This window comes from Streptomyces sp. CNH287 (assembly GCF_000424825.1).
Window position 1 is genome coordinate 241,364 of record NZ_KE384251.1, and the last position, 24,589, is coordinate 265,952.

The 24,589-nt window shown below is 72.8% G+C and carries 21 protein-coding genes; 10 read left to right on the plus strand and 11 right to left on the minus strand.

From position 1 onward, the window contains the following. Window positions 1-157: 157 nt before the first annotated feature. From H299_RS0124755 to H299_RS0124800, 10 genes are all read right to left on the minus strand, one after another. Window positions 158-355: a ferredoxin gene (locus H299_RS0124755; protein ID WP_027750605.1), complete on the minus strand. Its 198-nt coding sequence runs from the start codon at window positions 353-355 to the stop codon at window positions 158-160. Continuing rightward, complete coding sequence (locus H299_RS36090; protein ID WP_051262811.1) at window positions 336-1,712, minus strand: cytochrome P450; 1,377 nt, start codon at window positions 1,710-1,712, stop codon at window positions 336-338. The genes H299_RS0124755 and H299_RS36090 overlap by 20 nt, the downstream gene beginning before the upstream one ends. After that, a complete protein-coding gene (locus tag H299_RS0124765; RefSeq protein WP_027750606.1) occupies window positions 1,709-2,875 on the minus strand; it encodes a terpene synthase family protein in 1,167 nt (388 codons plus the stop codon). The genes H299_RS36090 and H299_RS0124765 overlap by 4 nt, the downstream gene beginning before the upstream one ends. Before the next feature lie 9 nt (window positions 2,876-2,884). After that, entirely contained in the window at window positions 2,885-3,958 is a 1,074-nt protein-coding gene (locus tag H299_RS0124770) for a polyprenyl synthetase family protein (RefSeq protein WP_051262812.1), read from the minus strand. Continuing rightward, window positions 3,955-5,310 carry a cytochrome P450 gene (locus H299_RS0124775; protein WP_037760745.1) on the minus strand — a complete coding sequence of 452 codons (1,356 nt, stop codon included), beginning with the start codon at window positions 5,308-5,310 and terminating at the stop codon, window positions 3,955-3,957. The genes H299_RS0124770 and H299_RS0124775 overlap by 4 nt, the downstream gene beginning before the upstream one ends. 55 nt (window positions 5,311-5,365) lie before the next feature. Then, window positions 5,366-6,619 (minus strand): cytochrome P450, encoded by a 1,254-nt coding sequence (locus H299_RS0124780; RefSeq protein ID WP_027750609.1) that lies wholly within the window; start codon window positions 6,617-6,619, stop codon window positions 5,366-5,368. A 214-nt stretch (window positions 6,620-6,833) separates the two neighbouring features. Beyond that, entirely contained in the window at window positions 6,834-7,511 is a 678-nt protein-coding gene (locus H299_RS0124785; RefSeq protein ID WP_027750610.1) for a response regulator transcription factor, read from the minus strand. Further along, window positions 7,508-8,764 carry a histidine kinase gene (locus H299_RS36095; RefSeq protein ID WP_051262897.1) on the minus strand — a complete coding sequence of 419 codons (1,257 nt, stop codon included), beginning with the start codon at window positions 8,762-8,764 and terminating at the stop codon, window positions 7,508-7,510. The genes H299_RS0124785 and H299_RS36095 overlap by 4 nt, the downstream gene beginning before the upstream one ends. 198 nt (window positions 8,765-8,962) lie before the next feature. Further along, window positions 8,963-9,250 carry a PspA-associated protein PspAA gene (gene pspAA, locus H299_RS0124795; RefSeq protein ID WP_027750611.1) on the minus strand — a complete coding sequence of 96 codons (288 nt, stop codon included), beginning with the start codon at window positions 9,248-9,250 and terminating at the stop codon, window positions 8,963-8,965. Between the two features lie 52 nt (window positions 9,251-9,302). Then, window positions 9,303-10,106, minus strand: coding sequence for a PspA/IM30 family protein (locus H299_RS0124800; protein WP_078513020.1), 804 nt, complete (start codon window positions 10,104-10,106; stop codon window positions 9,303-9,305). A gap of 263 nt (window positions 10,107-10,369) precedes the next feature. Here H299_RS0124800 and H299_RS0124805 point away from each other — a divergent pair, with 263 nt between their 5' ends. Both H299_RS0124805 and H299_RS0124810 read left to right on the plus strand, forming a co-directional pair. Further along, window positions 10,370-10,963 (plus strand): DUF3043 domain-containing protein, encoded by a 594-nt coding sequence (locus H299_RS0124805; RefSeq protein ID WP_027750613.1) that lies wholly within the window; start codon window positions 10,370-10,372, stop codon window positions 10,961-10,963. Beyond that, window positions 10,960-11,640, plus strand: a complete 681-nt coding sequence (locus H299_RS0124810; RefSeq protein ID WP_078513080.1) for a methyltransferase domain-containing protein — start codon at window positions 10,960-10,962, stop codon at window positions 11,638-11,640. Before H299_RS0124805 ends, H299_RS0124810 begins: the two co-directional genes overlap by 4 nt. 39 nt (window positions 11,641-11,679) lie before the next feature. On the opposite strand, the gene H299_RS0124815 is transcribed toward H299_RS0124810, so the two are convergent. After that, the gene (locus tag H299_RS0124815; RefSeq protein WP_027750615.1) at window positions 11,680-12,882 is read right to left on the minus strand and encodes a bifunctional adenosylcobinamide kinase/adenosylcobinamide-phosphate guanylyltransferase; all 1,203 of its coding nucleotides are present in this window, start codon (window positions 12,880-12,882) and stop codon (window positions 11,680-11,682) included. A gap of 156 nt (window positions 12,883-13,038) precedes the next feature. On the opposite strand from H299_RS0124815, the gene H299_RS0124820 reads away from it, so the two are divergent. The 8 genes from H299_RS0124820 to aceE all read left to right on the plus strand — a co-directional run bounded on the left by H299_RS0124820 (window position 13,039) and on the right by aceE (window position 24,578). After that, window positions 13,039-13,248 (plus strand): hypothetical protein, encoded by a 210-nt coding sequence (locus H299_RS0124820; protein ID WP_027750616.1) that lies wholly within the window; start codon window positions 13,039-13,041, stop codon window positions 13,246-13,248. A gap of 276 nt (window positions 13,249-13,524) precedes the next feature. Then, complete coding sequence (locus tag H299_RS0124825) at window positions 13,525-14,643, plus strand: nicotinate-nucleotide--dimethylbenzimidazole phosphoribosyltransferase (RefSeq protein WP_027750617.1); 1,119 nt, start codon at window positions 13,525-13,527, stop codon at window positions 14,641-14,643. 58 nt (window positions 14,644-14,701) lie between these two features. After that, a complete protein-coding gene (locus H299_RS0124830; protein WP_027750618.1) occupies window positions 14,702-15,502 on the plus strand; it encodes an adenosylcobinamide-GDP ribazoletransferase in 801 nt (266 codons plus the stop codon). A 323-nt stretch (window positions 15,503-15,825) separates the two neighbouring features. Beyond that, window positions 15,826-17,394 carry a leucyl aminopeptidase gene (locus H299_RS0124835; protein ID WP_027750619.1) on the plus strand — a complete coding sequence of 523 codons (1,569 nt, stop codon included), beginning with the start codon at window positions 15,826-15,828 and terminating at the stop codon, window positions 17,392-17,394. 252 nt (window positions 17,395-17,646) lie between these two features. Further along, window positions 17,647-19,035 carry a dihydrolipoyl dehydrogenase gene (lpdA, locus tag H299_RS0124840; RefSeq protein ID WP_027750620.1) on the plus strand — a complete coding sequence of 463 codons (1,389 nt, stop codon included), beginning with the start codon at window positions 17,647-17,649 and terminating at the stop codon, window positions 19,033-19,035. A gap of 51 nt (window positions 19,036-19,086) precedes the next feature. Beyond that, complete coding sequence (gene sucB / locus H299_RS0124845) at window positions 19,087-20,913, plus strand: 2-oxoglutarate dehydrogenase, E2 component, dihydrolipoamide succinyltransferase (protein ID WP_027750621.1); 1,827 nt, start codon at window positions 19,087-19,089, stop codon at window positions 20,911-20,913. Window positions 20,914-21,007: 94 nt separating this feature from the next. Then, window positions 21,008-21,631 carry a GntR family transcriptional regulator gene (locus H299_RS0124850; protein ID WP_027750622.1) on the plus strand — a complete coding sequence of 208 codons (624 nt, stop codon included), beginning with the start codon at window positions 21,008-21,010 and terminating at the stop codon, window positions 21,629-21,631. Window positions 21,632-21,881: 250 nt separating this feature from the next. After that, window positions 21,882-24,578, plus strand: a complete 2,697-nt coding sequence (aceE, locus tag H299_RS0124855; RefSeq protein WP_027750623.1) for a pyruvate dehydrogenase (acetyl-transferring), homodimeric type — start codon at window positions 21,882-21,884, stop codon at window positions 24,576-24,578. Window positions 24,579-24,589: the final 11 nt, after the last annotated feature.

A 24,589-nucleotide genomic window follows, 5' to 3' on the forward strand; every position in this document is an offset into this window, starting at 1 on the left:
TGCCGAAAAGCATCCGCGCTCCCTGATGCCCACCGAATACGGAGAGGCTATCCATCGGTGCTAGGCTGCACAAGAGACGCGCGATATGTTTGCACTTCATAACTCGTCCATTACCCGCACGCCGATTGCCGCACCACGGCCCGGTCGGTACAGGTGGTCACAAATCGTCTTCAAGCCGTATGGCCTCGCACGGGCAGTTGCAGACCGCAACCTGAATCAGGTCTTCCGCCGCCGGGGACGGGAACGGCTCCAGCACGACCACCCGGCCGTCCGGCCCCTGGTCGAAGAGACCGGGGGCCGACAGCGCGCACATCCCGGAACCGCAGCACTTCTCCTCATCGACGCTGATCTTCACCGTGCACGCTCTCCTCGCGCCCGACCGGGACGGGCACCATGGGCATGTGCTGGGGATTGACCGTGGCCCAGGGCATCTCCCGCACCTGCACCCCGCGCGGCAGGACCAGGCGCCAGCGCCGCACGACGATGGCCAGCACCGCGTGCATCATGGCCCAGGCGAACTGCTCCCCGATGCAGTGCCGCGGACCGGCGCCGAAGGGCGTGTACGCCCCCTTCGGCAGGGACGCGGCCGGGCGGGCGACCCAGCGGTCGGGATCGAAGCGCAGCGGGTCGGGGAAGAGTTCCGGGTCCCGGTGCACCGCGTAGGGGCTGTAGAACAGCTCGGTGCCGGCCCGTACCGTGCCCGAGCCCAGGGGGAAGTCGTACACGGCCCGGCGCGAGATGACCAGGATCGGCTGGCGCACCCGCAGGACCTCCTGCAGTACGGTCCGGCAGTACGGCAGCCGCCCCGCGTCCGCCAGCTCGAAGTCCCGCTGCCCCAGGACCTCCCCCACCTCCGCGCGGACGCGCCGCTCGACCTCCGGGTGCCGGTCGAGTTCGTAGAACATCCAGGCCATCGCAGTCGCCGCGGTCTCCGACCCGGCCATGGTGATCGAGACGATCTGGTTGCAGATCTCCTCGTCGCTCATGGGCTCGCCCGTGTCCTCGTCCCGGGCGCCGAGCAGCATGGAGAGCATGTCCGCGCGCCGCTCCCCGTCCTCGCTCCTGCGGTACTCCAGCATGACCCGGCTGATCGCCGCGCGCAGTTCGGCGAACGCCCGGTCGAAGCGGCGGTTCATGGGCAGCGGCAGCTTCTCCAGCAGATCGCCCGGGGACACGGTGCGCCACATGATCGCCTCCAGGACGACGGGCAGCAGGTCGGCCAGTTCCTGATGCGCCTCCTTGCCCACCGCCGACCCGAACATCGTCGAGGCCAGGATGTTGAAGGTGATGTCGCGCATCGCCTTGTCGAGCGGGATCTGCTCACCAGCCTGCCAGGAGGCGGTCTTCCGGGTGGTGACCTCGTGCATGACCTCCGCGTAGCGGGCGATCTGCTCCCGGTGGAAGGAGGGTTTGATCATGGCCCGCTGGCGGCGGTGCTCGGCGCCGTAGGCGTGGATCACGCCGTCCCCGGTGAGCGGGCGCACCTTGTCGTAGAACCTTCCCTTGTCGAGGAGGTCCCTGCGGTCCGTCAGAAGAGTGTGGATCAGCTCCGGCTCGGTGACGAACAGCGCGGGCATGGGGCCCAGGTCCACGCGCACCAGATCGCCGTGGCCGCGCAGCGACTGGATGAACCCCAGCGGGGAGCGCATCAGCGCCAGCGCGTGCCCCACCCCCGGGGCCCGTCCGGGCGCGGTGGCGTAGGTGGTGCTCATGCCCGCACCGGCAGTTCCGCCGCGGGCGCGGTGGCGGCGGCCCGGCCGCTGCGGCCGGTGCCCTCAGCCGTGCCGGCCCCGGCAACCGCGTCGGCGCCCAGCGTCCAGTAGGCCCCTCCGGTGAACTCGGTCCGGTCCGGATGCAGCCGGAGCACCCCGGAGCGCGCGCCGTTCCAGACGTGCCCGGGACCGTTGTAGCGGGAGGTGAGGTAGGACCACTGGAGGTTGCCCGCCATCATGTGCCACAGCGCGTCCAGGTAGGCCCTGATGTCGGCCCGGGAGCCGAGCGGACCCGCCTCGATGGCGGAACGTGCCGCCATGAACTCGGCCCGCAGGCCGTCGATCAGTGCGAACAGCCGGTCCACGGCGGCCTGGAGGGCGAGGCCCTCGCTCAGCCGCAGCACCGAGAGGGCGTTGACGTAGTCGTCCATCTCGGCCTCGGCGCGGAAGGAGAACAGGTCGTTGGTGAGCATGATGTGGACCAGCGCCGTGTCGATGATGCCGCGCAGCTCCGGGTGGAGCTCCAGGTCCTCGCTCAGATCGATGCCCAGGCCGTACTCGCCGAGCACGAAGTACATGCCCATGCCGACGCTGTCCCGGCGCACGCCGATGTAGGTGTCGTAGTCGAAGACCATTTTCTCGGCCCGGGAGTCGATCTCGGAGACGCAGCCGGACAGGAAGCGCTGCACCTCCGTCATGAAGCGGCTCCACAGGGGGTCCGAGGCGTCCGCCCGCATCTCCTTCCACAGCCCCTGGAGCACCCGGCCCCACGCGAAGTCGGCGGCGTCGGCCTGGTCGTTCAGGATGTTCACCACCCGGCCGAAGAGCACCTTCGCCGCCTGGGGGTCCTTGCCGATACGGCGGCGGTCCACCATCGCGTTGTCGAAGACGGAGAGGTACTCGGTGTACTTGCACAGCAGCCGCAGCCGCTCCTGCCGCGCCGTCGGCAGGACGTAGCAGGTCCACAGGGAGGCTGTCTCCTCCATGAGGAGTTCCATCTCCCGTTCGCCCTCCAGCGCGAAGCCCATGCTCTCGCGTGTCCAGGCGTCGGACTCCGCGCGGATGGACGCGGTCTGCGGGTGGCAGCGGGCGGGGAGCAGGTACGGGAATTCCGGCAGGTAGATCTCGCTACCGGGTGCGTAGGGCGCCCGAGGCTTCGGCATAGGACTCCTTCAACTTTCGCGGTTCAACGAGGCCGTCGCCAGCAGCTCCAGCTCGGCCCGTGCGGTGGGGTGCAGCGACGCTCCGCGCAGCTGCCGGAGGGCTTCGGCATGGCGCTCGTGGATCATCCGCTCGATGACGGCGGGCGCGCCTGTCCTCTCGACGGTCTCCCGCAGGCGGGCGACCTCGGCGTCGCCGATCCACCGAGCCCCGTAGAGGCGGTCGAGGCAGGCGCGCTGCCGGGCGTCGGCCAGCTCACGGGCGACGGCGATCAGCGCCGTCGGCTTCCCGCTGCGGGCGTCGTCAGCGGCCGACTTGCCGGAGACACATGAGGTGCCCAGGAAGCCGACGAGGTCGTCGCGCAGCTGGAACGCCTCGCCGATGAGCAGCCCGAAGCTGTCGTACGCGGCCAGCAGCTCCTCGTCGGCCCCGGCCAGGGCACCGCCGATCTGGAGCGGATAGCGGACGGTGTAGCTCGCCGTCTTGTGCCGGACGATCTTCAGCGCCTCGTCCGTCGTGCTGTCGCGGGCCTCACCGACGAGGTCGAGGAACTCGCCGTACACGGCCGAACTCCGCAGCCGCCCGAAGAGCGCGCGCGCCCGCGCGCTCCGGGTGACCAGCGGGCTCTGGTGGAACAGCTCCTCCGACCACACCAGGCACGCGTTCCCGGCGAGCAGGGCGCCGCAGAGCCCGAACCTGTCCCCTTCGCCCCGCAGCGCGGAAGCGCCGTGCAACTCCGCCATCGACATGTGCATCGTGGGCCGGCCGCGGCGCAGATCGCTCTCGTCGATGATGTCGTCATGGATCAGGGCCGCCGTGTGGAACAGTTCCAGGGCGGTGGCGGCACCCAGCACCTCCGGGTCGCCCGCCTCCCCGCCCGCACCGCGCCAGCCCCAGTAGCAGAACAGCGGCCGGACCCGCTTGCCCCCGCGAAGCGCGAACGTGTGGAGAAGCCGCAGCGCCTGCCGGGCTTCGGGGTTCGGCTCGGCGTCCAGCCGCCCGCGCAGGTAGGAGTCGAGCCGGCCGTCGATCTGGGCCCTGAGTGCGACGCGCCCCTCGGCCAGCTCTTCCTCCAGCACGCTCATTTCGCGCGCCTCACGACCTTCATGGGAAGTGGCCCGGGGACCAGTGCGCCCATCGCGACCGGCTTGACCGGTTCGGCGGTGACGGGCTGGACGGTCCACTGCTGCGCCATCGTGGCGAGCACGGTCTGCGTCTCGAACCAGGAGAACGACTCGCCGATGCAGTTGCGCACCCCCGCCCCGAAGGGCATGAAGGCGCTCCGCGGCACGCCCTTGGCGCGTTCCGGCAGCCAGCGGTCCGGGTCGAACGCCTCCGGGTTCTCGTACAGTTCGGGGTCATGGTGCACCGCGTAGATCGAGTACAGCACCTCGGTGCCGGCGGCGATGCGGTGCCCGCCCAGCTCGACGTCCCGCACACACTTGCGGCCCAGCGCCCACACCGGCGGATAGAGCCGCAGCGCCTCCTGGATCACCCGCCGCGTGTAGTCGAGCGCGCGCAGGTCCTCCGCGGTCACGGGACGCTCCCCGACCACGGTGTCGACCTCCTCCTGAAGCCTGCGCTGCACCTCGGGGTGCCGTCCCAGCAGCATCGCGCTCCAGCTCATCGCGCTGGGCGTGGTCTCGGACCCCGCGGTCAGCAGCGTCATGAACTCGTCCTGGATCTGCTTGTCCGTCATCTCCTTGTTGCCGCTGTCCTGCGCGGCGAACAGGAGGGTCATCAGGTCGTCCTGGTCCGCCTTGCGGCCCTGGGCCCGGTAGTCCGCGATGATGCGCCGGCCCATCGCGTACAGGCGGGCGACGGAGCCGTGGAACTCGCGGCTCGACCTGGTCGGGAGCCGGTCGAGCAGGGCCGGGGGGATCGCCGCCCGCTTCTCGACCCCGGAGATCACGATCGGCATGGACTTGTAGACCTGCGCGACGTCCTGCTCGACCATGTCGGTGGAGAACAGCGCCTTGATGACGATGCGCACCGCCAGCTCGTAGAACATGTCGTACATCGTGACTTCCTGGCCGTCACGCCAGCCGTCGAAGACCTCCGAGGCGGATTCCCGCATGACCTCGACGTAGGCGGCGACGCGGGTGTGGTGGAAGGCCGGCTGCATCAGCAGCCGCTGCCTGCGGTGGAAGTCGCCCTCGGACAACAGGATGCCGTTGCCCAGCAGGGGCCGCGCCTGGTCGAACTGCATCCCCTTCTCGAAGGACTTCGCCTTGCGGACGAGGATGTCGTAGAGCATGTCGTGGTCGCTGACGACGTACGCCTGCTTCGTGCCGAGCCAGATCCGCACGAGACCGCCGCGCGCACTGACGGACTGGAAGAACTTGAGCGGGTCGCGGAACATCTGGACCGCGTGCCCGGCGAGCGGCAGCCGCCCGGGCATGGGCGGGACGGGCGGAGCGGCGGTGGCAAGTGCCATGGTGATCTCCATCGAGTACTCGCGGGGCGTTCGGCCGGCCGGAGCGGGCCAGGTGTCAGGACCAGGCGACGGGAAGCGCGCCCAGACCGCGGAAGACGAAGCCGCCCGGCAGGTGCTCGGGCGTGAAGCCCTCCGCCAGCCGCAGTGACGGGAACCGGCCGGTGAGCGTCTCCAGTGCGATACGGGTCTCCAGCCGGGCCAGTCCGGCCCCGACGCAGAAGTGGATGCCGTGCCCGAACCCCAGGTGGCGGGGCGGCCCCTGGCGGTCGAGGCGGAAGGATGCCGGGTCCTGTACCCACTCCGGGTCCCGCCCGGCGGCGGCGAACATCACGCGGACCTGCCCGCCGGCGGGGATCTCCGTCCCGCCGACCTTGACCGCCTCCGTCGCCACGCGCGGGGCGCCCTGCACGGAGGAGTCGAAGCGGAGGCCCTCCTCCACCGCGGCGGGAATCAGCGCGGAATCCGCCACCAGCGCCTCCCACAGCGCGCGGTCCTCGAGGAGGTGCCACACCGTGTTGCCGATCAGGTTGGTCGTCGTCTCGTGCCCGGCGGCGATCATCACGCGAAGGGCGACGACCGCGTCCTCGACCGCGCAGACCGGGTCCTCCTCGGCCGCGGCGTTCGCCAGCACGGTCAGCAGGTCGTCCGCCGGATGGTCACGGCGCTCCCGCAGCAGCCGCAGGACGTACCTCTCGTACTCGACGACGTTCCGCGCGCAGTGCACCTGCTGCTCGCCGGGAAGCGGCACCACCTGGAGCGCCAGCCACTGGTTGTTCCACTCCTTGACCTGGGCGCGGTCCTGCTCGGGGATGCCGATGAGGTCGCAGATGACGGTCATGGGCAGCGGGTACGCGAACTCCTGGAGCAGGTCCGCCTCTCCGGCACCGGAGATGCCCTGGGCCAGCCGGTCCGCCGTGCGGCGGACGGCCGGTTCGAGCGCGCGGAGATTGCGGGGCGAGAAGTACTCGCTGATGAGTGTGCGGAAGCGGGTGTGGGCGGGCGGTTCCACGTTGTAGAGCGCGACGCGGAAGAACAGCGAGTCCTCCAGGACCGCACGGGCCTCGGGGCTGAAGGGGTAGGCCCCGTCGAGGTTGTAGCGGCTGGTGAAGTGGGCGTGGTCGCGCTGGACGCTCTCGATCTCGTCCCGCCCGACGACTATCCACTCGTCGAGGGCGGCCTGGTGCACGACGGGCGAGGTCTTCCGGACCTCGGCGTACGCGGCGTACGGGCAGGTGCGGAAGCTCTCGGACTGCGGGTCGAGGGGTGCTGCGTGGTCGGTGCCCGAGGGCGCCGGGGGCTGTGTAGACATGCCTGGTACCTGTCTCCTGCCGCGATCGTCACCACCTGGTGCGAGGAAGTCGCACTCGCACCGCGGTCAGCATCGTGGACAGGTGATCACGCTGTCTTCTGCCAGGAGACCAGGTCCCCGTACCGGGCCGAAGTCCTGGCAGCGGCGAAACCTGGCCCTTGGGTGTGCGCGCCGCCGGACCCCGCGAGCCCCAGCATGATCCCGACGAGAGGCCCTACACTCCCGGCCGGACCAGCCCGCTCTCGTACGCGGCGACCACCAGCTGGGCGCGGTCGCGGGCGTGCAGCTTGGACATGGTGCGGTTCACATGCGTCTTGACGGTGAGCGGGCTGACGGCCAGCCGCTTGGCGATCTCGTCGTTGGAGAGCCCGGCCGCGACGAGGACGAGCACCTCCCGCTCGCGGACGGTGAGCGCGTCCATGCCGTCGATTCCCGGCCCCTCCCCCGGCGCCGAACTGCCGCCCTGAGCGAGGAACTTCGCGATCAGCCCCTTGGTCGCCGCCGGGGAGAGCAGCGCGTCGCCCTGCGCCGCGATGCGGATCGCGGCCAGTAGTTCGCCCGGCTCCGCACCCTTGCCGAGGAAGCCGGAGGCGCCCGCGCGCAGCGACTGGAGCACGTACTCGTCCTGCTCGAAGGTGGTCAGGATGACGACCTTGACGTCGGCGAGGGAGGGGTCCGCGCCGATCTCGCGGGTCGCGGCGATGCCGTCGGTGCCGGGCATCCGGATGTCCATCAGCACCACGTCCGCGTCCTGCGCACGGGTGACCGCGACCGCCTGGGCGCCGTCGGACGCCTCTCCGACGACCTTCATGTCGGTCTCCGAGTCGACCAGCACCTTGAAGGCGCTGCGCAGCAGCGCCTGGTCGTCGGCGAGCACCACGCGGATCGTCATACGGGCCTGTCTCCCTCGGTGTCGTCCCCGGCCTCGCCGGGCCTCTTCGCCGCGCCCGTCTGGAGCGGCAGCAGCACCCGCACCTGGAAGCCGCCGTCCTCCAGCGGCCCCGCCTCGCACTGGCCGTGCAGCGCGGCGGCGCGCTCCCGCATCCCGATGAGGCCGTGCCCGCCGCCCTCCCCGGCCGGGGAGGCCTCGCCCGCGCCGTCGTCGCAGACGGTGATCTCCAGCGTGTGCCTGCCGCGCTCGATGCGGACGCGCACCCGGGCGCCGGTGCCCACGTGCTTCTGCACGTTGGTCAGCGCCTCCTGCACCACGCGGTACGCGGTCAGGTCCACCGCGGACGGCAGCGCGGTGCCCGGTGGCGGCAGCTCCACCGCCACCTGCAGGCCGGCCCGCCGGAAGCCCTCGACGAGGTCGTCCAGCACTCCGAGGCCGGGCGCGGGCTCGGTGGGCGCGGCCGGGTCCCCGGACTGGCGCAGCAGCCCGACGGTGGACTGCAACTCGTCCAGAGCGTGCCGACTGGCCTCCCGGACGTGCGCCAGTGCCTGTTTCGCCTGGTCGGGGCGCTTGTCCATGACATGCGAGGCAACCCCGGCCTGGACGTTGACCAGCGCGATGTGGTGCGCCACCACGTCGTGCAGTTCGCGCGCGATGCGCATGCGCTCCTCCGCGACCCGGCGGCGCGCCTCCTCGTCCCGGGTGCGCTCGGCCCGCTCGGCGCGCTCCCGGATGGCGTCGACGAACGCGCGGCGGCTGCGTACCGCCTCACCCACGGCGGCGGCCAGTCCCGTCCAGGCGAAGATGCCCAGGTTCTCCTGCGCGAACCAGGGCCGGGCGCCGAAGAGCATCCCGGCCGTGGTCACGGCGGCGACGGTGGCCGCGCCCGCCCGCCACGAGGTGGCGCGGTCGGTGTAGGCGCAGACGGTGTACAGGGCGATGACCGAGGCCACCGCCAGGGGCGCCCTGCTGTCGGAGGGCGCGCCGGTGTTCGGGGCCAGTACGAGGCCGACGACGGTGACGGTCGTGGTCAGGCACAGCACCGGAAGCGGCTGCCGTCTGCGCAGCACCAGCGCGCCGCAGGCGATCACCGCGAGGATCACGGTCTGGAGGTTGAGCTCGCGCTCACCTATGTGCGGACGCCCGTCCACGCTGTTGGGCTGGGTCGCGGCGCCGATGACGACCATCACGAAGGCGGCCGTCGCGATGAGCGTGTCCACCACTCGCGGGTGGCAGCTCTGCCAGCAGCGCAGCTCGGAGAGGCGCTCGTTCCCCGCACCGGCGGTCGCAGGAGGCGCGGTGCGGCTCCCGCCGGACTGGGTGCGGCACGCACCGGAGAGGGGGTCTCCGGTCTGCCGGGCTCGGACGCCTGCGCCCACGAGGCCTCATTCTTCTGCTGCTGCGGCTTGTCCGCTGCTACGGCTTACGGGTTCACGGTCTCCGGCAGCCTCTCAGCCCGGCGAGCCCGGGATGAGCCCGTCCGCACTGAGCATGCCGCGCACCTCGTCCAGCGTCGCGTCCGGCGCGGGGAGGATCAGCTCGGACGGCTCCAGGGAGTCGTCCGGCAGCACGGTGCCCATCGTACGGACGGCGCTGAGCAGCGCGCCCAAGGTCCGGCGGAAACCCGCCTGGTCACCGGACTCCATCTCCGCCAGCAGTTCGTCGTCGAGGGCGTTCAACTCGGCGAAGTGGCTGTCGTCCAGCTGGACCTGCCCTTCCCCCATGATCCGTACGATCACGACGCTCTCCTTCTCGCGCGGGCCGCCCGGCCGCCGGCGGACCGGCGGCAGGTCACTGCTTGTCGAACCTGGGTGTGTCCTGCGGCTGGTGCGGGCTGACCTCCTTGCCGCTACTGCCACCCTCGATGGCCTGCTTGCCGTCCGCACCCGGACCGCCGGCCAGCTCGGCCTTCATCCGGGCCAGCTCCAGCTCGACGTCGGTGCCGCCGGAGAGGCGGTCCAGCTCGGCCGAGATGTCGTCCCTGGCGGTGCCGGTCGGGTCCTCCAGCGCACCGGAGGCGAGCAGCTCGTCGATGGCACCGGAGCGGGCCTGGAGCTGCTGCGTCTTGTCCTCGGCACGCTGGATGGCCATGCCCACGTCGCCCATCTCCTCGGAGATGCCGGTGAACGCCTCACCGATCCGGGTCTGCGCCTGGGCGGCGGTGTAGGTGGCCTTGATGGTCTCCTTCTTCGTCCGGAAGGCATCCACCTTGGCCTGGAGCCGCTGGGCCGCCAGAGTGAGCTTCTCCTCCTCGCCCTGGAGCGTCTGGTGCTGCGTCTCCAGATCGGTGACCTGCTGCTGGAGGGCGGCGCGGCGGGTGAGCGCCTCACGCGCCAGGTCCTCGCGGCCCAGCGCCAGGGCCTTCTTGCCCTGGTCCTCGAGCTTGGAGGACTGGCCTTGCAGCTGGTTGAGCTGGAGCTCCAGCCTCTTGCGGGACGTCGCCACGTCGGCGACACCCCGTCGCACCTTCTGGAGCAGCTCCAGCTGCTTCTGGTACGAGTAGTCCAGCGTCTCGCGCGGGTCCTCGGCCCGGTCCAGGGCCTTGTTGGCCTTCGCGCGGAAAATCATTCCCATACGCTTCATGACACCGCTCATGGGCCTCGCGCGCCCCCTTCGTAACGGACTCGAACCTCGGCACACCTTGAGACCCCAGGGTACGGGGCCTGGTTCCATTACCGCACTGTTCGGGTGCCGATCTGCTCATCCTGGAGGACGATCGCGGCCGGAAAGCCTCCAGCGCAGGGAGTAGGCGGGGCTGGGGGAGCGACCGGCGAGATCCGGACGCAGGCCCCAAGGCGTTGCGGGATCGTTCCCCCCGGGGGTGGGGCTCACACCGGGGAGCACCGTATTCTTGAGGTGTGTTCCGAAGCCGTTCGAAGGATGAGCAGGCCGCCGCCACTCAGGTGGCAGACGCCGAGCCCCAGGTCCGTGACCCGCAGGCCCCCAAGGGCCGCCCGACGCCGAAGCGCAGCGAGGCGCAGTCCCAGCGACGCACCCTCGCGGCTCCTCCGGCAGGCCGCAAGGAGGCCGCCAAGCGCGCCCGCGAGACGCGGCGCGCCGCTCTGGCCAAACAGCGCGAGGCGCTGGCCAGCGGCGACGAGCGCTACCTCCCGGCCCGCGACCAGGGGCCGGTGCGGCGCTTCACGCGTGACTTCGTGGACTCCAAGTGGTGCGTGGCCGAGTTCTTCCTGCCCATCGCGATCACGATCCTCATCCTGAGCCTGCTCCCCTCGCTCCAGGTCAAGAACATCTCGCTGCTGCTGTGGCTCGGCGTGATCGTGATGATCGTGCTGGACTCCTTCAGCACCGCGTTCCGGCTGAAGAAGGCCCTGCGCACGCGCTTCCCGGACGAGAGCCGCAAGGGCGCCGTCGGCTACGCGCTGATGCGCACCCTCCAGATGCGCCGGATGCGGCTGCCGAAGCCGCAGGTCGCCCGCGGCGAACGGCCCTGATCCGGCAGGAGCTGGTCGCCCGGCAGCTCGACGAGCGCCTCGCGGCGCACTTCGGCCCGGAGCACACCCTGCGGGTGCTGGACGCGGGTTACGGCCAGGGAGCCCAGGCGGTCCGGCTGGCCCGTGCGGGCCACCAGGTGACCGGGCTGGAGGCGGACCCGGCGCTGCGCGCGCTGGCGGCGGAGTCGCTGGCGGGCGAGGAGGCGGCGGTACGCTCCCGGGTGCGCCTGGTGGCGGGCGGCGGCGAGGACACCGGCGCGCACTTCCTGCCCGGCTCCTTCGACCTCGTGCTGTGCCACGGCGTGCTGATGGGCGCCCGTGACCCGGCCAGCGTGCTGGCCGGGCTGGCCCGGGTGCTGGCGCCGGGCGGCCTGCTGTCCCTGCTCATCCGCAACGACGCCGCGCTGGCCATGCAGCCCGGCCGCGAGGGCGACTGGGAGGCGGCGCTGTCCGCATTCGACTTCCCCGAGCGCGCCTTCCGGCTGGACAGCCTGACCACGGTGCTGGCGGGCATCGGCACCCCGCTGACCGAGTGGTACGGCGTGCAGGTCTTCACCACCGGCAGCGCCACGCCCGCCGACGACGCGCGGCTGGTGGCCGCCGAGGAGCGGGCGGGCCGCACCGACCCGTACCGCGCGGTGGCCGCGCTGCTGCACCTGTGCGGCGTACGGGGCTGAGCGGCGCACGGTCCCGAGCGGCGCCGGCGCCCGCCCGCCTCAGCCGCGCAGCGGCAGCACCGTACCGGCGACGACCAGCAGGACGTGTTCGCACTCCCCCGCCACCGCCGCGTTCAGCCGGCCCAGCTCGTCCCGGAAGCGGCGGCCCCCCGGGGTGGCGGGCACGATGCCCGAGCCGACCTCGTTGCTGACGGCGACGACGGTGCGCCCGGTCGCCCGCAGCGCCCCGACCAGCTCGGTGACCCGCCCCGCCAGCTCCCGCGCGCCGCCGCCCGCCCACAGGTCGTCGTCCCAGGCGTCCACCTCGTCCATCGCGTGGGTGAGCCAGAGCGCGAGGCAGTCGATCAGCAGCGGCCCCGCGTCCCGCTCGGCGAGCAGCGGCACCAGCTCACAGGTCTCCGACGTGCGCCAGGACGCCGGGCGGCGCTCCCGGTGGAGGGCGATCCGGGCGGCCCACTCGGTGTCGCCCGCGCGGGTGCCGCCGGTGGCGGCGTACTCGACGTCCGGGAAGGCGGCCAGCCGCCGTTCGGCCTCCAGCGACTTGCCGGAGCGGGCGCCGCCCAGGACCAGGGTGCGGCGGGGCCGGGCGGCGCTCTCCCGGTAGGCGCCGACGGTCAGCGTCGTGCCGTCCGGCTCGGTACGGGCGCCCGCCGCGGCGGCCCGGCGGCGCAGCTCGGCGCCGGGCGGCACGTCGTGGTCGAGGTGCACGGCCACCGCGTCCGTGTCCGGTCCGACGGCCCCGCCGGCGCGCAGCCGGGCCAGCGCGTCGGGACGGCCGAGCACGTCGAGCAGCACCGTGCCGTACGGCTGCGGGACGTCCTCCAGCCCGGCGGGCGCGGCACGCGGCGGGAGGTAGAGCAGCCGTTCGCCGTCCGGCCCGGTGACCTGGTAGCCGGTGCCGGGGGCGTCCAGCGGCACGGCGCGCAGCCGGTGGCCGCTGATCAGCGTCAGCTCCTGGCCGTCCGGTACGCGTACGGGGGCGGGCAGCCCGGCCGGGATCTCCAGTGCCGGGCCGTCGTGCGGATGGGAGAGCAGTACGTGCCGTACGCCGTGCAGCGACCGGCCCGCGCGGGCAGCGGCGAGGGCGGGGCCCGGGGTGAGGTCGAGCAGCACGGTGCCGTCCACCAGGACGGCGGTGGCGGCGCGCGCCTCGGGGCCGGCGGCGGTCGCGCAGGCCGCGCAGGGGCAGTGCGGGCGGGGCAGCCCGGCGGGCGCGCCGGTGCCGAGCAGGGTCAGTTCCACCCGTCGATCGTCTCGCGACCCCCCGCCGGGCGCGCACCGGGCACTACTCTGCGGGCTAGCCTCTGTCGTCGAAATGGCGGCGTCCGGCCGGAGGCCGCACAGCAGGCGACATTTTGACAACAGGGCCTAGAGACGCGAGCTGATCCGGGAGACGACATGGCGTGGACGTGGCGGTTCGAGAAGTCCGACGGCAGTGAGACGGCGCCCGCCGTCGAGCCGGAGGAGTTCCCCACCCAGGGGGACGCGGAGTCGTGGATCGGGGAGGTCTGGAAGGAACTGCTGGACGGCGGCGCCGACCAGGTGTCCCTGTTCGAGGACGGCACCAAGGTGTACGGGCCGATGAGCCTGCACGCCGAGCAGGGCTGAGCAGCCGCCGGTGCGCCCCGCCGTACACCGCACCCGTGCGTGCGTACGGCGGGGCGCGGCTTCGCGGGGAGGCTGCGGCACGGCACCGTCACGGATATACGGGGCTGATCCCGCACACGTAGCCTTGCGTGAGCCCTTGCCGGGGGTGAATTCGAGAAGCAGCTGACGACGAGCGCGCGCATTCACGTCAATTCCCGCTTCCCGCCTCCCGGTACGAGCGGGGGCCGGCGGCCCCAGGGCCGTCTCTCGGCCACGGGGTGACGTAATCTTCGCCGCATGCGTGAGGGCAGCCTGAACCTGGACGATTTCGACGACCTCATCGAGCGCCCGGACGTCGGCGTCCGCCGGGACGCCGAGGACCGCCGCGAGCGGGCCGGCCTGCCGCGCGGCGCGCTCGGCCGGCTGGACGAACTCGGCGGCTGGCTGGCCGCGGCACAGGCCCGGGTGCCGGTGACCCCGGTGCGCAGCCCCCGCATGATCCTCTTCGCGGGTGATCACGGGATCGCCTCGCTCGACGTCTCGACCCGCCGGGCGGGCACCGCGCACACCCTCGTACAGGCCACGCTCGAGGGCCGCAGCCCCACCGCGATCCTGGCCCGGCAACTGGGGGTGCCGCTGCGGGTGATCGACATGTCGCTCGACTGCGCGCCCGAGACGCTGCCCGAGGAGGTCACCCGCCACCGGGTGCGCCGTTCCTCGGGGCTCCTCGACCGGGAGGACAGCCTCACCGCCGAGGAGGCGGAGCAGGCGTTCCGTACGGGCATGGCGCTGGCCGACGAGGAGGCCGACGGCGGCACGGACCTGATCGTGCTGGGTGACCTGTCCGTCGGCGGCACGACGGCCGCGGGTGCCCTGGTCGCCGCGCTGTGCGGCACCGACGCCTCGGTGGTGACCGGCAGGGGCGGCGGCGGCATCGACGACCTGACGTGGATGCGCAAGTGCGCCGCCATCCGGGACGGCCTGCGCCGCGCCCGCCCCACCCAGGGGGACCAGCTCCAACTCCTCGCCACCCTCGCCGGCGCCGACCTCACCGCGCTCACCGGCTTCCTGCTCCAGTGCGCGGTGCGCCGTACACCGGTGATCCTGGACGGCGTCGTCTCGGCCGCCTGCGCGCTCGTCGCGCAGCGCGTCGCGTTCCGCGCCCCCGACTGGTGGCTGGCCGGGCAGGCGAACGGCGAACCCGCGCAGGCCAAGGCGCTGGACCGGATGGCGCTGGAACCGCTGGGCAACCACGGTGTCACCGCGGGCGAGGGCCTGGGCGCGCTGCTGGCCTACCCGCTGGTACGGGCGGCGGCGGCACTCGCGGCGGAGCTGCCGGAGACGGCCGGACCGCAACCGGCGGAGGATGGGGCACCGGACGCGCCGCAGGACCCTGGCGCGCTCGACGCGACCTGACCGGCCGGGCCGACGCGACGCCGCGCCGCGCCGCGGGGCTGGGATAGCCTCCAGCGCCATGGACGAGGCCCGCGACCCCGAGGCGGCGACGCCCGGTGACGGGCTGCGCTTCGCGTTCGGCACGCTCACCGCACTGCCCGTGCGGGTCACCCGCTGGGACCGGCCCGCCGCGCGGCGCGGCATGGTGTGCGCGCCGCTCGCCGGAGCCGCCCTGGGCCTGGCGGCGGGCGCGCTCGGCGGAGTGCTGACGCTGCTGGGGGCGGGGCCGCCGCTGGCCGCCGTCGCCGCGGTCGCCCTGCCCGCCGCGCTCACCCGCGGGCTGCACCTGGACGGGCTCGCCGACGTCGCCGACGGGCTCGGCAGCGGCAAGCCCGCCGCGGACGCGCTGCGGATCATGAAGCAGTCGGACATCGGCCCGTTCGGGGTGCTCACCCTGGTTCTCGTACTGCTGGCGCAGGTCGCCGCACTGAGCGAGCTGTACGCGCGCGGCTGGGCCGAGGGCGCGCTCGCGGCGGCCGTCGCCGGGCTCGTCTCCCGCGCCTCGCTCACCCTGGCCGCCCGCAGGGGCGTACCGGCGGCCCGCCCGCAGGGGCTGGGCGCCGCGGTCGCGGGGGTGGTGGGCACGGGGGCGGCCGGGGCGGTGGCGGCCGTCGCCGTGCTGGCGGCGGCCGGGGCGGGCGCGGCCATGGCGCCGTACGGGCCGGTGCGGGCCGCCGCGGCGGCGGTGCTGGCGCTCGGCGCCGGGGAGTTGCTGCTGCGGCACTGCCGCCGGCGCTTCGGCGGCGTGACCGGCGACGTGTTCGGCGCGCTGGCCGAGACGGCCACCACCGGCGCGCTGGTCGTGCTCGCGCTGGGCTGACCCCGGCCGCCTCCGTCCACAGGCGTCGCGCCCCGCGCCGGTGGAGGCGTAGGCTCGCCGAAAAGCCGGGCCCGACCGGGCATACGATGCCCGAAGTGCCCTGGGGCCTGCCCGGCGGATCTTCCGGGATCGGCCCGCGGCCGTCTGGTGTGTGCGTGCGCGGGACGGAGGGCCGCCCTCGTGCCGGGTGGACGCGGGCGCCTCCGACCACGCGGCAGGTGTGCGTGCCGGGCGCCGCGGGCTGATCCGCGGAAGACCCGCCGGCAGGCCCGAGGCCGTGCACACCCCCGACGGTTCCCAAACGAAAGCAGGTCCCTTCCACCGTGTCTGCTCTGACTCTCAGCACCTCGTCCGCCGCGACGCTGCGCGCGGACGCCGTCGTCGTCGGCGTCGCCAAGGGCGCCAAGGGACTCGTCGTCGCTCCCGGCGGTGAATCCGTGGACAAGGCGTTCGGCGGGAAGCTGGCCGCCACCCTGGAGGCCCTCGACGCGAGCGGCGGCGAGGGCGAGACCACCAAGCTGCCCGCGCCCTCCTCCGGCCTGAAGGCGCCGGTCGTGCTGGCGGTCGGGCTGGGGGACGTCCCGGCCAAGAACGCGGACTACGAGCCCGAGGTGCTGCGCCGCGCCGCCGGTGCGGCCTCCCGCGCCCTGACCGGCACCAAGAAGGCCGGGTTCGCCCTGCCGCTCGCCGAGGCGGCCCAGGTGGAGGCGGTGGCCGCGGTCGCGGAGGGCGCGCTGCTGGGCGCCTACGCCTTCACCGCGTACCGGGGCACCGCCGAGGCCGGCAGCGGCGGCGCGGGCGGCAAGGACAAGAAGGGCAAGAAGGACGGCAGCGCCCCGCTCGCCGAGATCACCCTGCTCGGCGCGAAGCCCCGGGACAAGGCGCACAAGGCCGCGATCGACCGCGCCGAGGTGCTGGCGTCCGAGGTGCACCGCGCCCGCGACCTGGTGAACATCCCCTCCAACGACCTCAACCCCAAGACCTTCGCCGCGCGCGTCCAGGCGGCGGCCAAGGAGCACGGCCTCAAGGTCGAGGTGCTGGACGAGAAGGCGCTGGCCAAGGGCGGCTACGGCGGCATCCTCGGCGTCGGCCAGGGCTCGGACAGCCCGCCCCGTCTGGTGCGGCTCACGCACACGCACAGCAAGGCGAAGAAGTCGCTGGCCTTCGTCGGCAAGGGCATCACCTACGACTCGGGCGGCATCTCGCTCAAGCCCGCCGGGCACAACGAGACGATGAAGTGCGACATGGCCGGCGCCGCCGCCGTCTTCGGCGCGGTCGTCGCCGCCGCGCGGCTCGGCCTGCCGGTCAACGTCACCGGCTGGCTCGCGCTCGCCGAGAACATGCCCTCCGGTTCGGCCACCCGCCCCGGCGACGTGCTGACCATGTACAGCGGCAAGACGGTCGAGGTGCTCAACACCGACGCCGAGGGCCGCCTCGTGCTGGCCGACGCGCTCGCCCGCGCCTGCGAGGAGTCGCCGGACGCGCTGGTGGACGTCGCCACGCTCACCGGCGCGATGATGCTGGCGCTCGGCAGCCGCACCTTCGGCATCATGGCGAACGACGACGCCTTCCGCGCCTCGGTGCACGAGATCGCGGGCGAGACCGGCGAGGACTCATGGCCGATGCCCGCCCCGCCGCACCTGCGCAAGGGCATGGAGTCGCCGATCGCCGACATCGCGAACATGGGCGACCGGATGGGCGGCGGCCTGGTCGCCGGCCTCTTCCTGGAGGAGTTCGTCACGGACGGCACGACCTGGGCCCACCTGGACATCGCCGGTCCTAGCTTCAACGAGGGCAGCCCCTTCGGCTACACCCCCAAGGGCGGCACCGGCACGGCCGTACGCACCCTGCTGGGGCTGGCCGAGCGCACCGCCTCGGGCGACCTGGGCTGAGCCCCCAGGACGCCGGGAACCCTGCCGTACGGCCCCGATCGCTCTCGGCGAACGGGGCCGTACGCCTGCTTGACCCGGCCCGGAGTCCCGTCTTCGGCCAACAAGTGACAAGATGGATTCTCGGCAGGACAGGGCCCCCGCGACTTCCACCCCGAAGTCGAGTCCAGGGCCGAAACACACAAGCGGCCGAACGTACAGCCGCCCCGGCCGGTCGAGACCGGTCTTGGCGCACCCATGCATGGAGGACGTGACGTGGCGAACGACGCCAGCACCGTTTTCGACCTAGTGATCCTCGGAGGCGGGAGCGGCGGCTATGCGGCTGCCCTGCGTGCCGCCCAGCTGGGTCTGGACGTCGCCCTGATCGAGAAGAACAAGCTCGGCGGCACCTGTCTGCACAACGGCTGCATCCCCACCAAGGCCCTGCTGCACGCGGGCGAGATCGCCGACCAGGCCCGTGAGAGCGCCGAGTTCGGCGTCAAGGCGACCTTCGAGGGCATCGACATCGCCGGGGTCCACAAGTACAAGGACGGCGTCGTCGCCGGCCTGTACAAGGGGCTCCAGGGCCTGGTGGCCAGCCGCAAGGTCACCTACGTGGAGGGTGAGGGCCGGCTGTCCTCCCCCACCTCCGTCGACGTGAACGGCCAGCGTTACGAGGGCCGCCACATCCTGCTGGCGACCGGCTCCGTGCCGAAGTCGCTGCCGGGTCTGGAGATCGACGGCAACCGCATCATCTCCTCGGACCACGCGCTGGTCCTGGACCGGGTGCCCCAGTCCGCGATCATCCTGGGCGGCGGCGTCATCGGCGTCGAGTTCGCCTCCGCCTGGAAGTCCTTCGGCACGGACGTCACCATCGTGGAGGGCCTGCCCCACCTGGTGCCCGCCGAGGACGAGAACAGCTCCAAGCTCCTGGAGCGCGCCTTCCGCAAGCGCGGCATCGCCTTCTCCCTGGGCTCCTTCTTCGAGAAGGCCGAGTACACCGACAACGGCGTCAAGGTCTCGCTGGCCAACGGCAAGACCTACGAGGCCGAGGTGCTGCTCGTCGCCATCGGGCGCGGCCCCGTCTCGCAGGGCCTCGGGTACGAGGAGGCGGGGGTCGCCATGGACCGCGGCTTCGTCGTGGCCGACGAGTACTGCCGCACCAACGTGCCGACGATCTCCGCCGTCGGCGACCTCATCCCCACCCTCCAGCTCGCGCACGTCGGCTTCGCCGAGGGCATCCTGGTGGCCGAGCGCCTCGCGGGCCTCAGCCCGGTGCCGGTCGACTACGACGGCGTGCCGCGTGTGACGTACTGCCACCCCGAGGTGGCCTCGGTCGGTGTCTCCGAGGCCAGGGCCAAGGAGCTGTACGGCGCGGACAAGGTCGTGACCCTGAAGTACAACCTGGCGGGGAACGGCAAGAGCAAGATCCTCAAGACCACGGGCGAGATCAAGCTCGTCCAGGTCCGCGACGGTGCGGTGGTCGGCGTCCACATGGTCGGTGACCGGATCGGCGAGCAGGTGGGCGAGGCCCAGCTGATCTACAACTGGGAGGCGCTGCCGGCCGAGGTCGCGCAGCTCATCCACGCCCACCCGACGCAGAACGAGGCTCTCGGCGAGGCGCACCTGGCGCTCGCGGGCAAGCCGCTGCACTCCCACGACTGATCATCTCCGGGCGCGACCCATCCGCACTTTTCGTAAGGAGCAACCGAAACCATGGCGGTTTCCGTAACCCTGCCGGCGCTCGGCGAGAGCGTGACCGAGGGCACCGTCACCCGCTGGCTGAAGGCCGAGGGTGAGCACGTCGAGGCCGACGAGCCGTTGCTCGAGGTCTCGACGGACAAGGTAGACACCGAGATCCCCGCGCCCGCCGCGGGCACCCTGGCCTCCATCAAGGTGGCCGAGGACGAGACGGTCGAGGTCGGCGCCGAGCTGGCCATCATCGACGACGGCACCGGCGGCGCCCCGGCGGCGGCACCGGCCGCCGAGGCACCGGCCCAGCCGGAGCCCGCCGCCGCGCCGGCTCCGGAGGCGGCACCGGCTCCCGAGGCCGCGCCGCAGCAGGCACCGGCGGCCCAGCCGGAGCCTGCTCCGGCCGCCGCCGAGGCGCCCGCACCGGCGCCCGAGCAGCCCGCCGCGCCCGCACCCGCCGCCGGTGGCGGCGGCGGCGGGGCGACGGGCACCGACGTCGTGCTGCCCGCGCTGGGCGAGTCGGTGACCGAGGGCACCGTCACCCGCTGGCTCAAGGCGGTCGGCGAGTCGGTCGAGGCCGACGAGCCGCTGCTGGAGGTCTCGACGGACAAGGTGGACACCGAGATCCCCGCCCCGACCTCGGGCACGCTGCTCGAGATCGTGGTGGGCGAGGACGAGACGGCGGAGGTCGGCGCCAAGCTGGCCGTCATCGGCTCGGGCGACGCCGCTCCGGCCGCCGCCCCGGCACCGGCTCCGGCGGAGCCCGCCGCTCCGGCCGAGCCCGCCCCGGCACCCGCGCCCGCACCGGCCGCGGCACCGCAGCCCGCCGCCCCGGCTCCGGCCGCGGCGCAGGCTCCCGCACCGGCGCAGGCTCCCGCACCGGCTCCGGCGCCCGCCGCCGCACCGGGTACGGGCGACGGCGCGTACGTCACCCCGCTGGTCCGCAAGCTCGCGGCCGAGCAGGGTGTGCGGCTCGCGGACGTCAAGGGCACCGGCGTCGGCGGCCGTATCCGCAAGCAGGACGTCGTCACGGCCGCGGAGGCGGCCCGTGCCCGGCAGACGGCCTCCGCGCCCGCACCTGCGGCCGCCGCCCCGGCGCAGGCTCCGGCTGCCAAGGCGGCGCCCTCGCCGCTGCGCGGCCAGACGGTCAAGATGCCGCGCATCCGCAAGGTCATCGGCGAGAACATGATGCGGGCGCTGCACAACCAGGCGCAGCTGTCCACCGTGATCGAGGTGGACGTCACGCGGGTGATGAAGCTGCGCGCGCGGGCCAAGGAGTCCTTCCTGGCGCGTGAGGGCGTCAAGCTCTCGCCGATGCCGTTCTTCGTCCAGGCCGCCGCCGAGGCGCTGAAGACGAACCCGTCGGTGAACGCCAAGATCAACGACGACGGCACGATCACCTACCACGACGTCGAGAACGTCGGCATCGCGGTGGACTCGGAGAAGGGGCTGATGGTCCCGGTCATCAAGGAGGCCGGGAACCTCAACCTCGCGGGCATCGCCCGCCGGACCGCCGACCTGGCGAACAAGGTCCGCAAGGGCGGTCTGAGCCCGGACGACATGTCCGGCGGCACGTTCACGATCAGCAACACCGGCTCGCGCGGTGCGCTGTTCGACACGATCATCGTGAACTACCCGCAGGTCGCCGAGCTGGGCATCGGCGCCACCGTGCGCCGTCCGGTGGTCATCGACCACCCGGAGCTGGGCGAGACCATCGCCGTGCGCGACATGGTCTATCTGACCCTGTCCTACGACCACCAGCTGGTCGACGGCGCGGACGCGGCCCGCTACCTGGGCGACGTGAAGGCGCGTCTGGAAGCAGGCGAGTTCGAGGGCGAGCTGGGCCTGTAAGGATCATCCGGCAGTACGGCGGCCCCCGCTTCGGATCTCTCCGGACGGGGGCCGTCGCCGTATCGTCGAGACCACCGCCCCAAGGAGAATGCGCATGACCCCACCCGTCATCCACTCGTTGCGCGAACAGATCCGCGAGCACATCGTCGAAGGGATCGTCAGCGGACGCTGGAAGCCGGGCGAACGCATCGTGGAGCGGCGGATCGCGGTGGAGCTGAACGTCAGCCAGACGCCCGTACGGGAGGCTCTGCGCGAGCTGGAGGCGCTGCGGCTGATCGAGTCGGCGCCCAACAAGGGCGTACGGGTGCGGCAGCTCTCCGCCCCCGACCTGGAGGAGATCTACCCCGTCCGCGCCGGGCTGGAGCAGATCGCCGCCGAGCTGGCTGTCCCGCGCCTGGCGGAGGACACCTCCCGGCTGGCGCCGCACGTCACGGCCCTGTACGGGGCCGACCGCAAGGGGGACGGCGAGGCGCAGGTGCGGCACACCGTCGCCTTCCACCGGGAGCTGGTGCGCGCCTCGGGGAACAGCGTGCTGCTGCACACCTGGGAGTCGCTGGGCATCGAGGTGTGGACGACGCTGTCCATCCGCTGGCTGGGCACGGTGCAGCAGTCGTACGCCGAGGAGCACGAGGCCGTGCTCGAGGCCTTCCGGCGGCGCGATCCGCGCATCGGGGAGCTGGTGAAGTCCCACGTGCTGGGCTGTGCGCCCCGCCCCTAGGCCCCCCGAACCCGTGGCCGGTAGGCGCTCCGTCGCCTCTCGGTCGCACTCCGTCGCAGGCCACCGGCACCGCGTGCCCACTTAACTGGCACGGGATGCCAATTTCGGCCAAGTCTTTGATCGATCATCGATCGCGGGCGTACAGTCCTGTCGTTGGGGAGTCTCCCTGTCCTGCCTGCCATCGGGACCACCCGTACCACCACCTACCCACCCCCAGCTCATCTGTCCGCCCGTCCGGAAGGTGGCCACCATGCCCGAAACCGTACGTACCCCCCCGAGCGAGCTGGACCAGCTCCCGGACCGCGACCCGCAGGAGACCGCCGAGTGGCGCGAGTCCCTGGAGGCCGTCACCGAGCATGCCGGCCCCCGCCGCGCCGAGTACCTGGTGCGCCGCACCGTGGAGCACGCCGAGCGCAGCGGGCTCTCCGTACCCCGGCTCCTGGAGACGGACTACGTCAACTCCATCCCCACCGCCGACGAGCCGGAGGTTCCCGGCGACGCGGCGATGGAGGCCCGGATCACCGCCTGGAACCGCTGGAACGCCGCCGCGATGGTCACCCGCGGCAGCCGCCTCGGCCTCGGCGGGCACATAGCGACCTTCGCCTCGGCCGCCTGGCTCTACGAGACGGGCTTCCAGCACTTCTTCCGGGGCAAGGAGGGCCCGGCCGCCGGCGAGCACGCCTCCGGTGACCAGCTCTTCCTCCAGGGCCACGCCTCCCCCGGCATCTACGCCCGCGCCTTCCTCGACGGCCGCCTCACCGAGGGCGACCTCGACCACTTCCGCCGCGAGGCGGGCGGCAAGGGCCTGCCCTCCTATCCGCACCCGCGGCGGCTGCCGTGGCTGTGGGAGTTCCCCACCGTGTCGATGGGGCTGGGCCCGATCTCCGCGATCTACCAGGCCCGCTTCAACCGCTACCTGACCGGCCGCGGCATCAAGGACACCTCCTCCTCGCACGTCTGGGCGTTCCTGGGCGACGGCGAGATGGACGAGCCCGAGTCGACGGCCGCCCTCGCGCTCGCCGGCCGCGAGGGGCTCGACAACCTCACCTTCGTCATCAACTGCAATCTGCAGCGCCTCGACGGCCCGGTCCGCGCGAACTTCAAGATCGTGCAGGAGCTGGAGGCGCAGTTCCGCGCCGCCGGCTGGAACGTCGTCAAGTCGCTGTGGGGCGCGGCCTGGGACGAGCTGCTCGCGCTCGATGCCACCGGCGCCCTGGTGCGCCGCCTGCGCGAGGTGCCGGACGCGCAGTTCCAGACGTACGCGACGCGCGACGCGGCCTACATCCGCGAGCACTTCTTCGGTGCCGAGCCCGCCCTGGCCGAACTGGCCAGGCTGCTGAGCGACGACAAGATCACCGAGTGCTTCCACACCTCGCGCGGCGGGCACGAGCCCCGCAAGGTGTACGCCGCCTACCGCGCCGCCCTCGCGCACCGGGGCGCGCCGACGGTGATCCTGGCGCAGACGGTCAAGGGCTGGACGCTGGGCCCCGGCTTCGAGTCCCGCAACGCCAACCACCAGATGAAGAAGCTGGACGGCAAGCAGTTCCGCGCCATGCGGGACCTGCTGGAGCTGCCCATCCCGGACAGCAGGCTCGACGACGAGCTGGTGCCCTACGTGCACCCCGGCGCCGACTCCCCCGAGGTGCGCTACCTCCAGGACCGGCGCGCCGCCCTGGGCGGTCCCGCCCCGGCCCGCCGGGTGCACCCGGTCGCGCTGCCCGAGCCCGCCGCCAAGCCCTTCGAGACGCTGGCCAAGGGCTCCGGCTCGCAGGAGATCGCCACCACGATGGCCCTCGTCCGCCTGGTCAAGGACCTGATGCGGGAGAAGGAGTCGGGCAGGCGCTGGGTGCCGATCGTGCCGGACGAGGCGCGTACGTTCGGCATGGAGTCGCTCTTCCCGACCGCGGGCATCTACTCGCCGCTGGGCCAGACCTACGACCCGGTCGACCGCGACCAGCTGCTCTACTACAAGGAGGCGGCGAACGGGCAGATCCTCAACGAGGGCATCACCGAGGCCGGTTCCATGGCGGACTTCACCGCCGCCGCGACGGCCTACGCCACCCACGGCGAGCCGATGATCCCGCTCTACATCTTCTACTCGATGTTCGGCTGGCAGCGCACCGCCGACCAGATGTGGGCGCTCGCCGACCAGCTCGGCCGCGGCTTCCTGATCGGCGCCACCGCGGGCCGCACCACGATGACCGGTGAGGGCCTCCAGCACGCCGACGGCCACTCGCCGCTGATCGCCTCGACGAACCCGGCGGCGCTCAGCTACGACCCGGCGTTCGCCTACGAGGTCGGGGTGATCGTCCGGGAGGGCCTGCGCCGGATGTACGGCCCCGACCCGGCGCTGCACGAGGACGTCTTCTACTACCTCACGGTCTACAACGAGACCAAGGTGCAGCCCCCGATGCCCGAGGGCGTCGAGGAGGGCGTCCTGCGCGGCCTCTACCGCTTCCGCGAGGGGACGCCCCCCGGCGAGGACGCGCCGCGCATCCAACTGCTGGCCTCGGGTACGGCGGTGCACTGGATTCTGGAGGCGCAGCAGCTGCTCGCCGAGGAGTGGGGGGTGACCGCCGACGTGTGGTCGGCCCCGTCCTGGAGCGAGCTGCGCCGCGACGCGCTGGCGTGCGACGCGGCGCAGCTGCGGGGCGAGGACCGCGTCCCGTACGTCACCCGCGCGCTGTCCGGCGCGCCCGGTCCGGTGCTCGCGGTGAGTGACTGGATGCGGGCCGTGCCGGACCAGATCAGCCAGTGGGTCGAGCAGGACTGGTCCTCGCTGGGCACCGACGGCTTCGGGCTGTCGGACACCCGCGAGGCGGCCCGGCGGCACTTCGGGGTCGACGCGCAGTCGGTCGTGGTCGCCGCGCTCGCCCGGCTCGCCCGGCGCGGTGAGGTCAAGCAGGAGACGGTACGGCAGGCCGCAAAGCGCTACGGCCTGGACTGACCGCCCGCGCC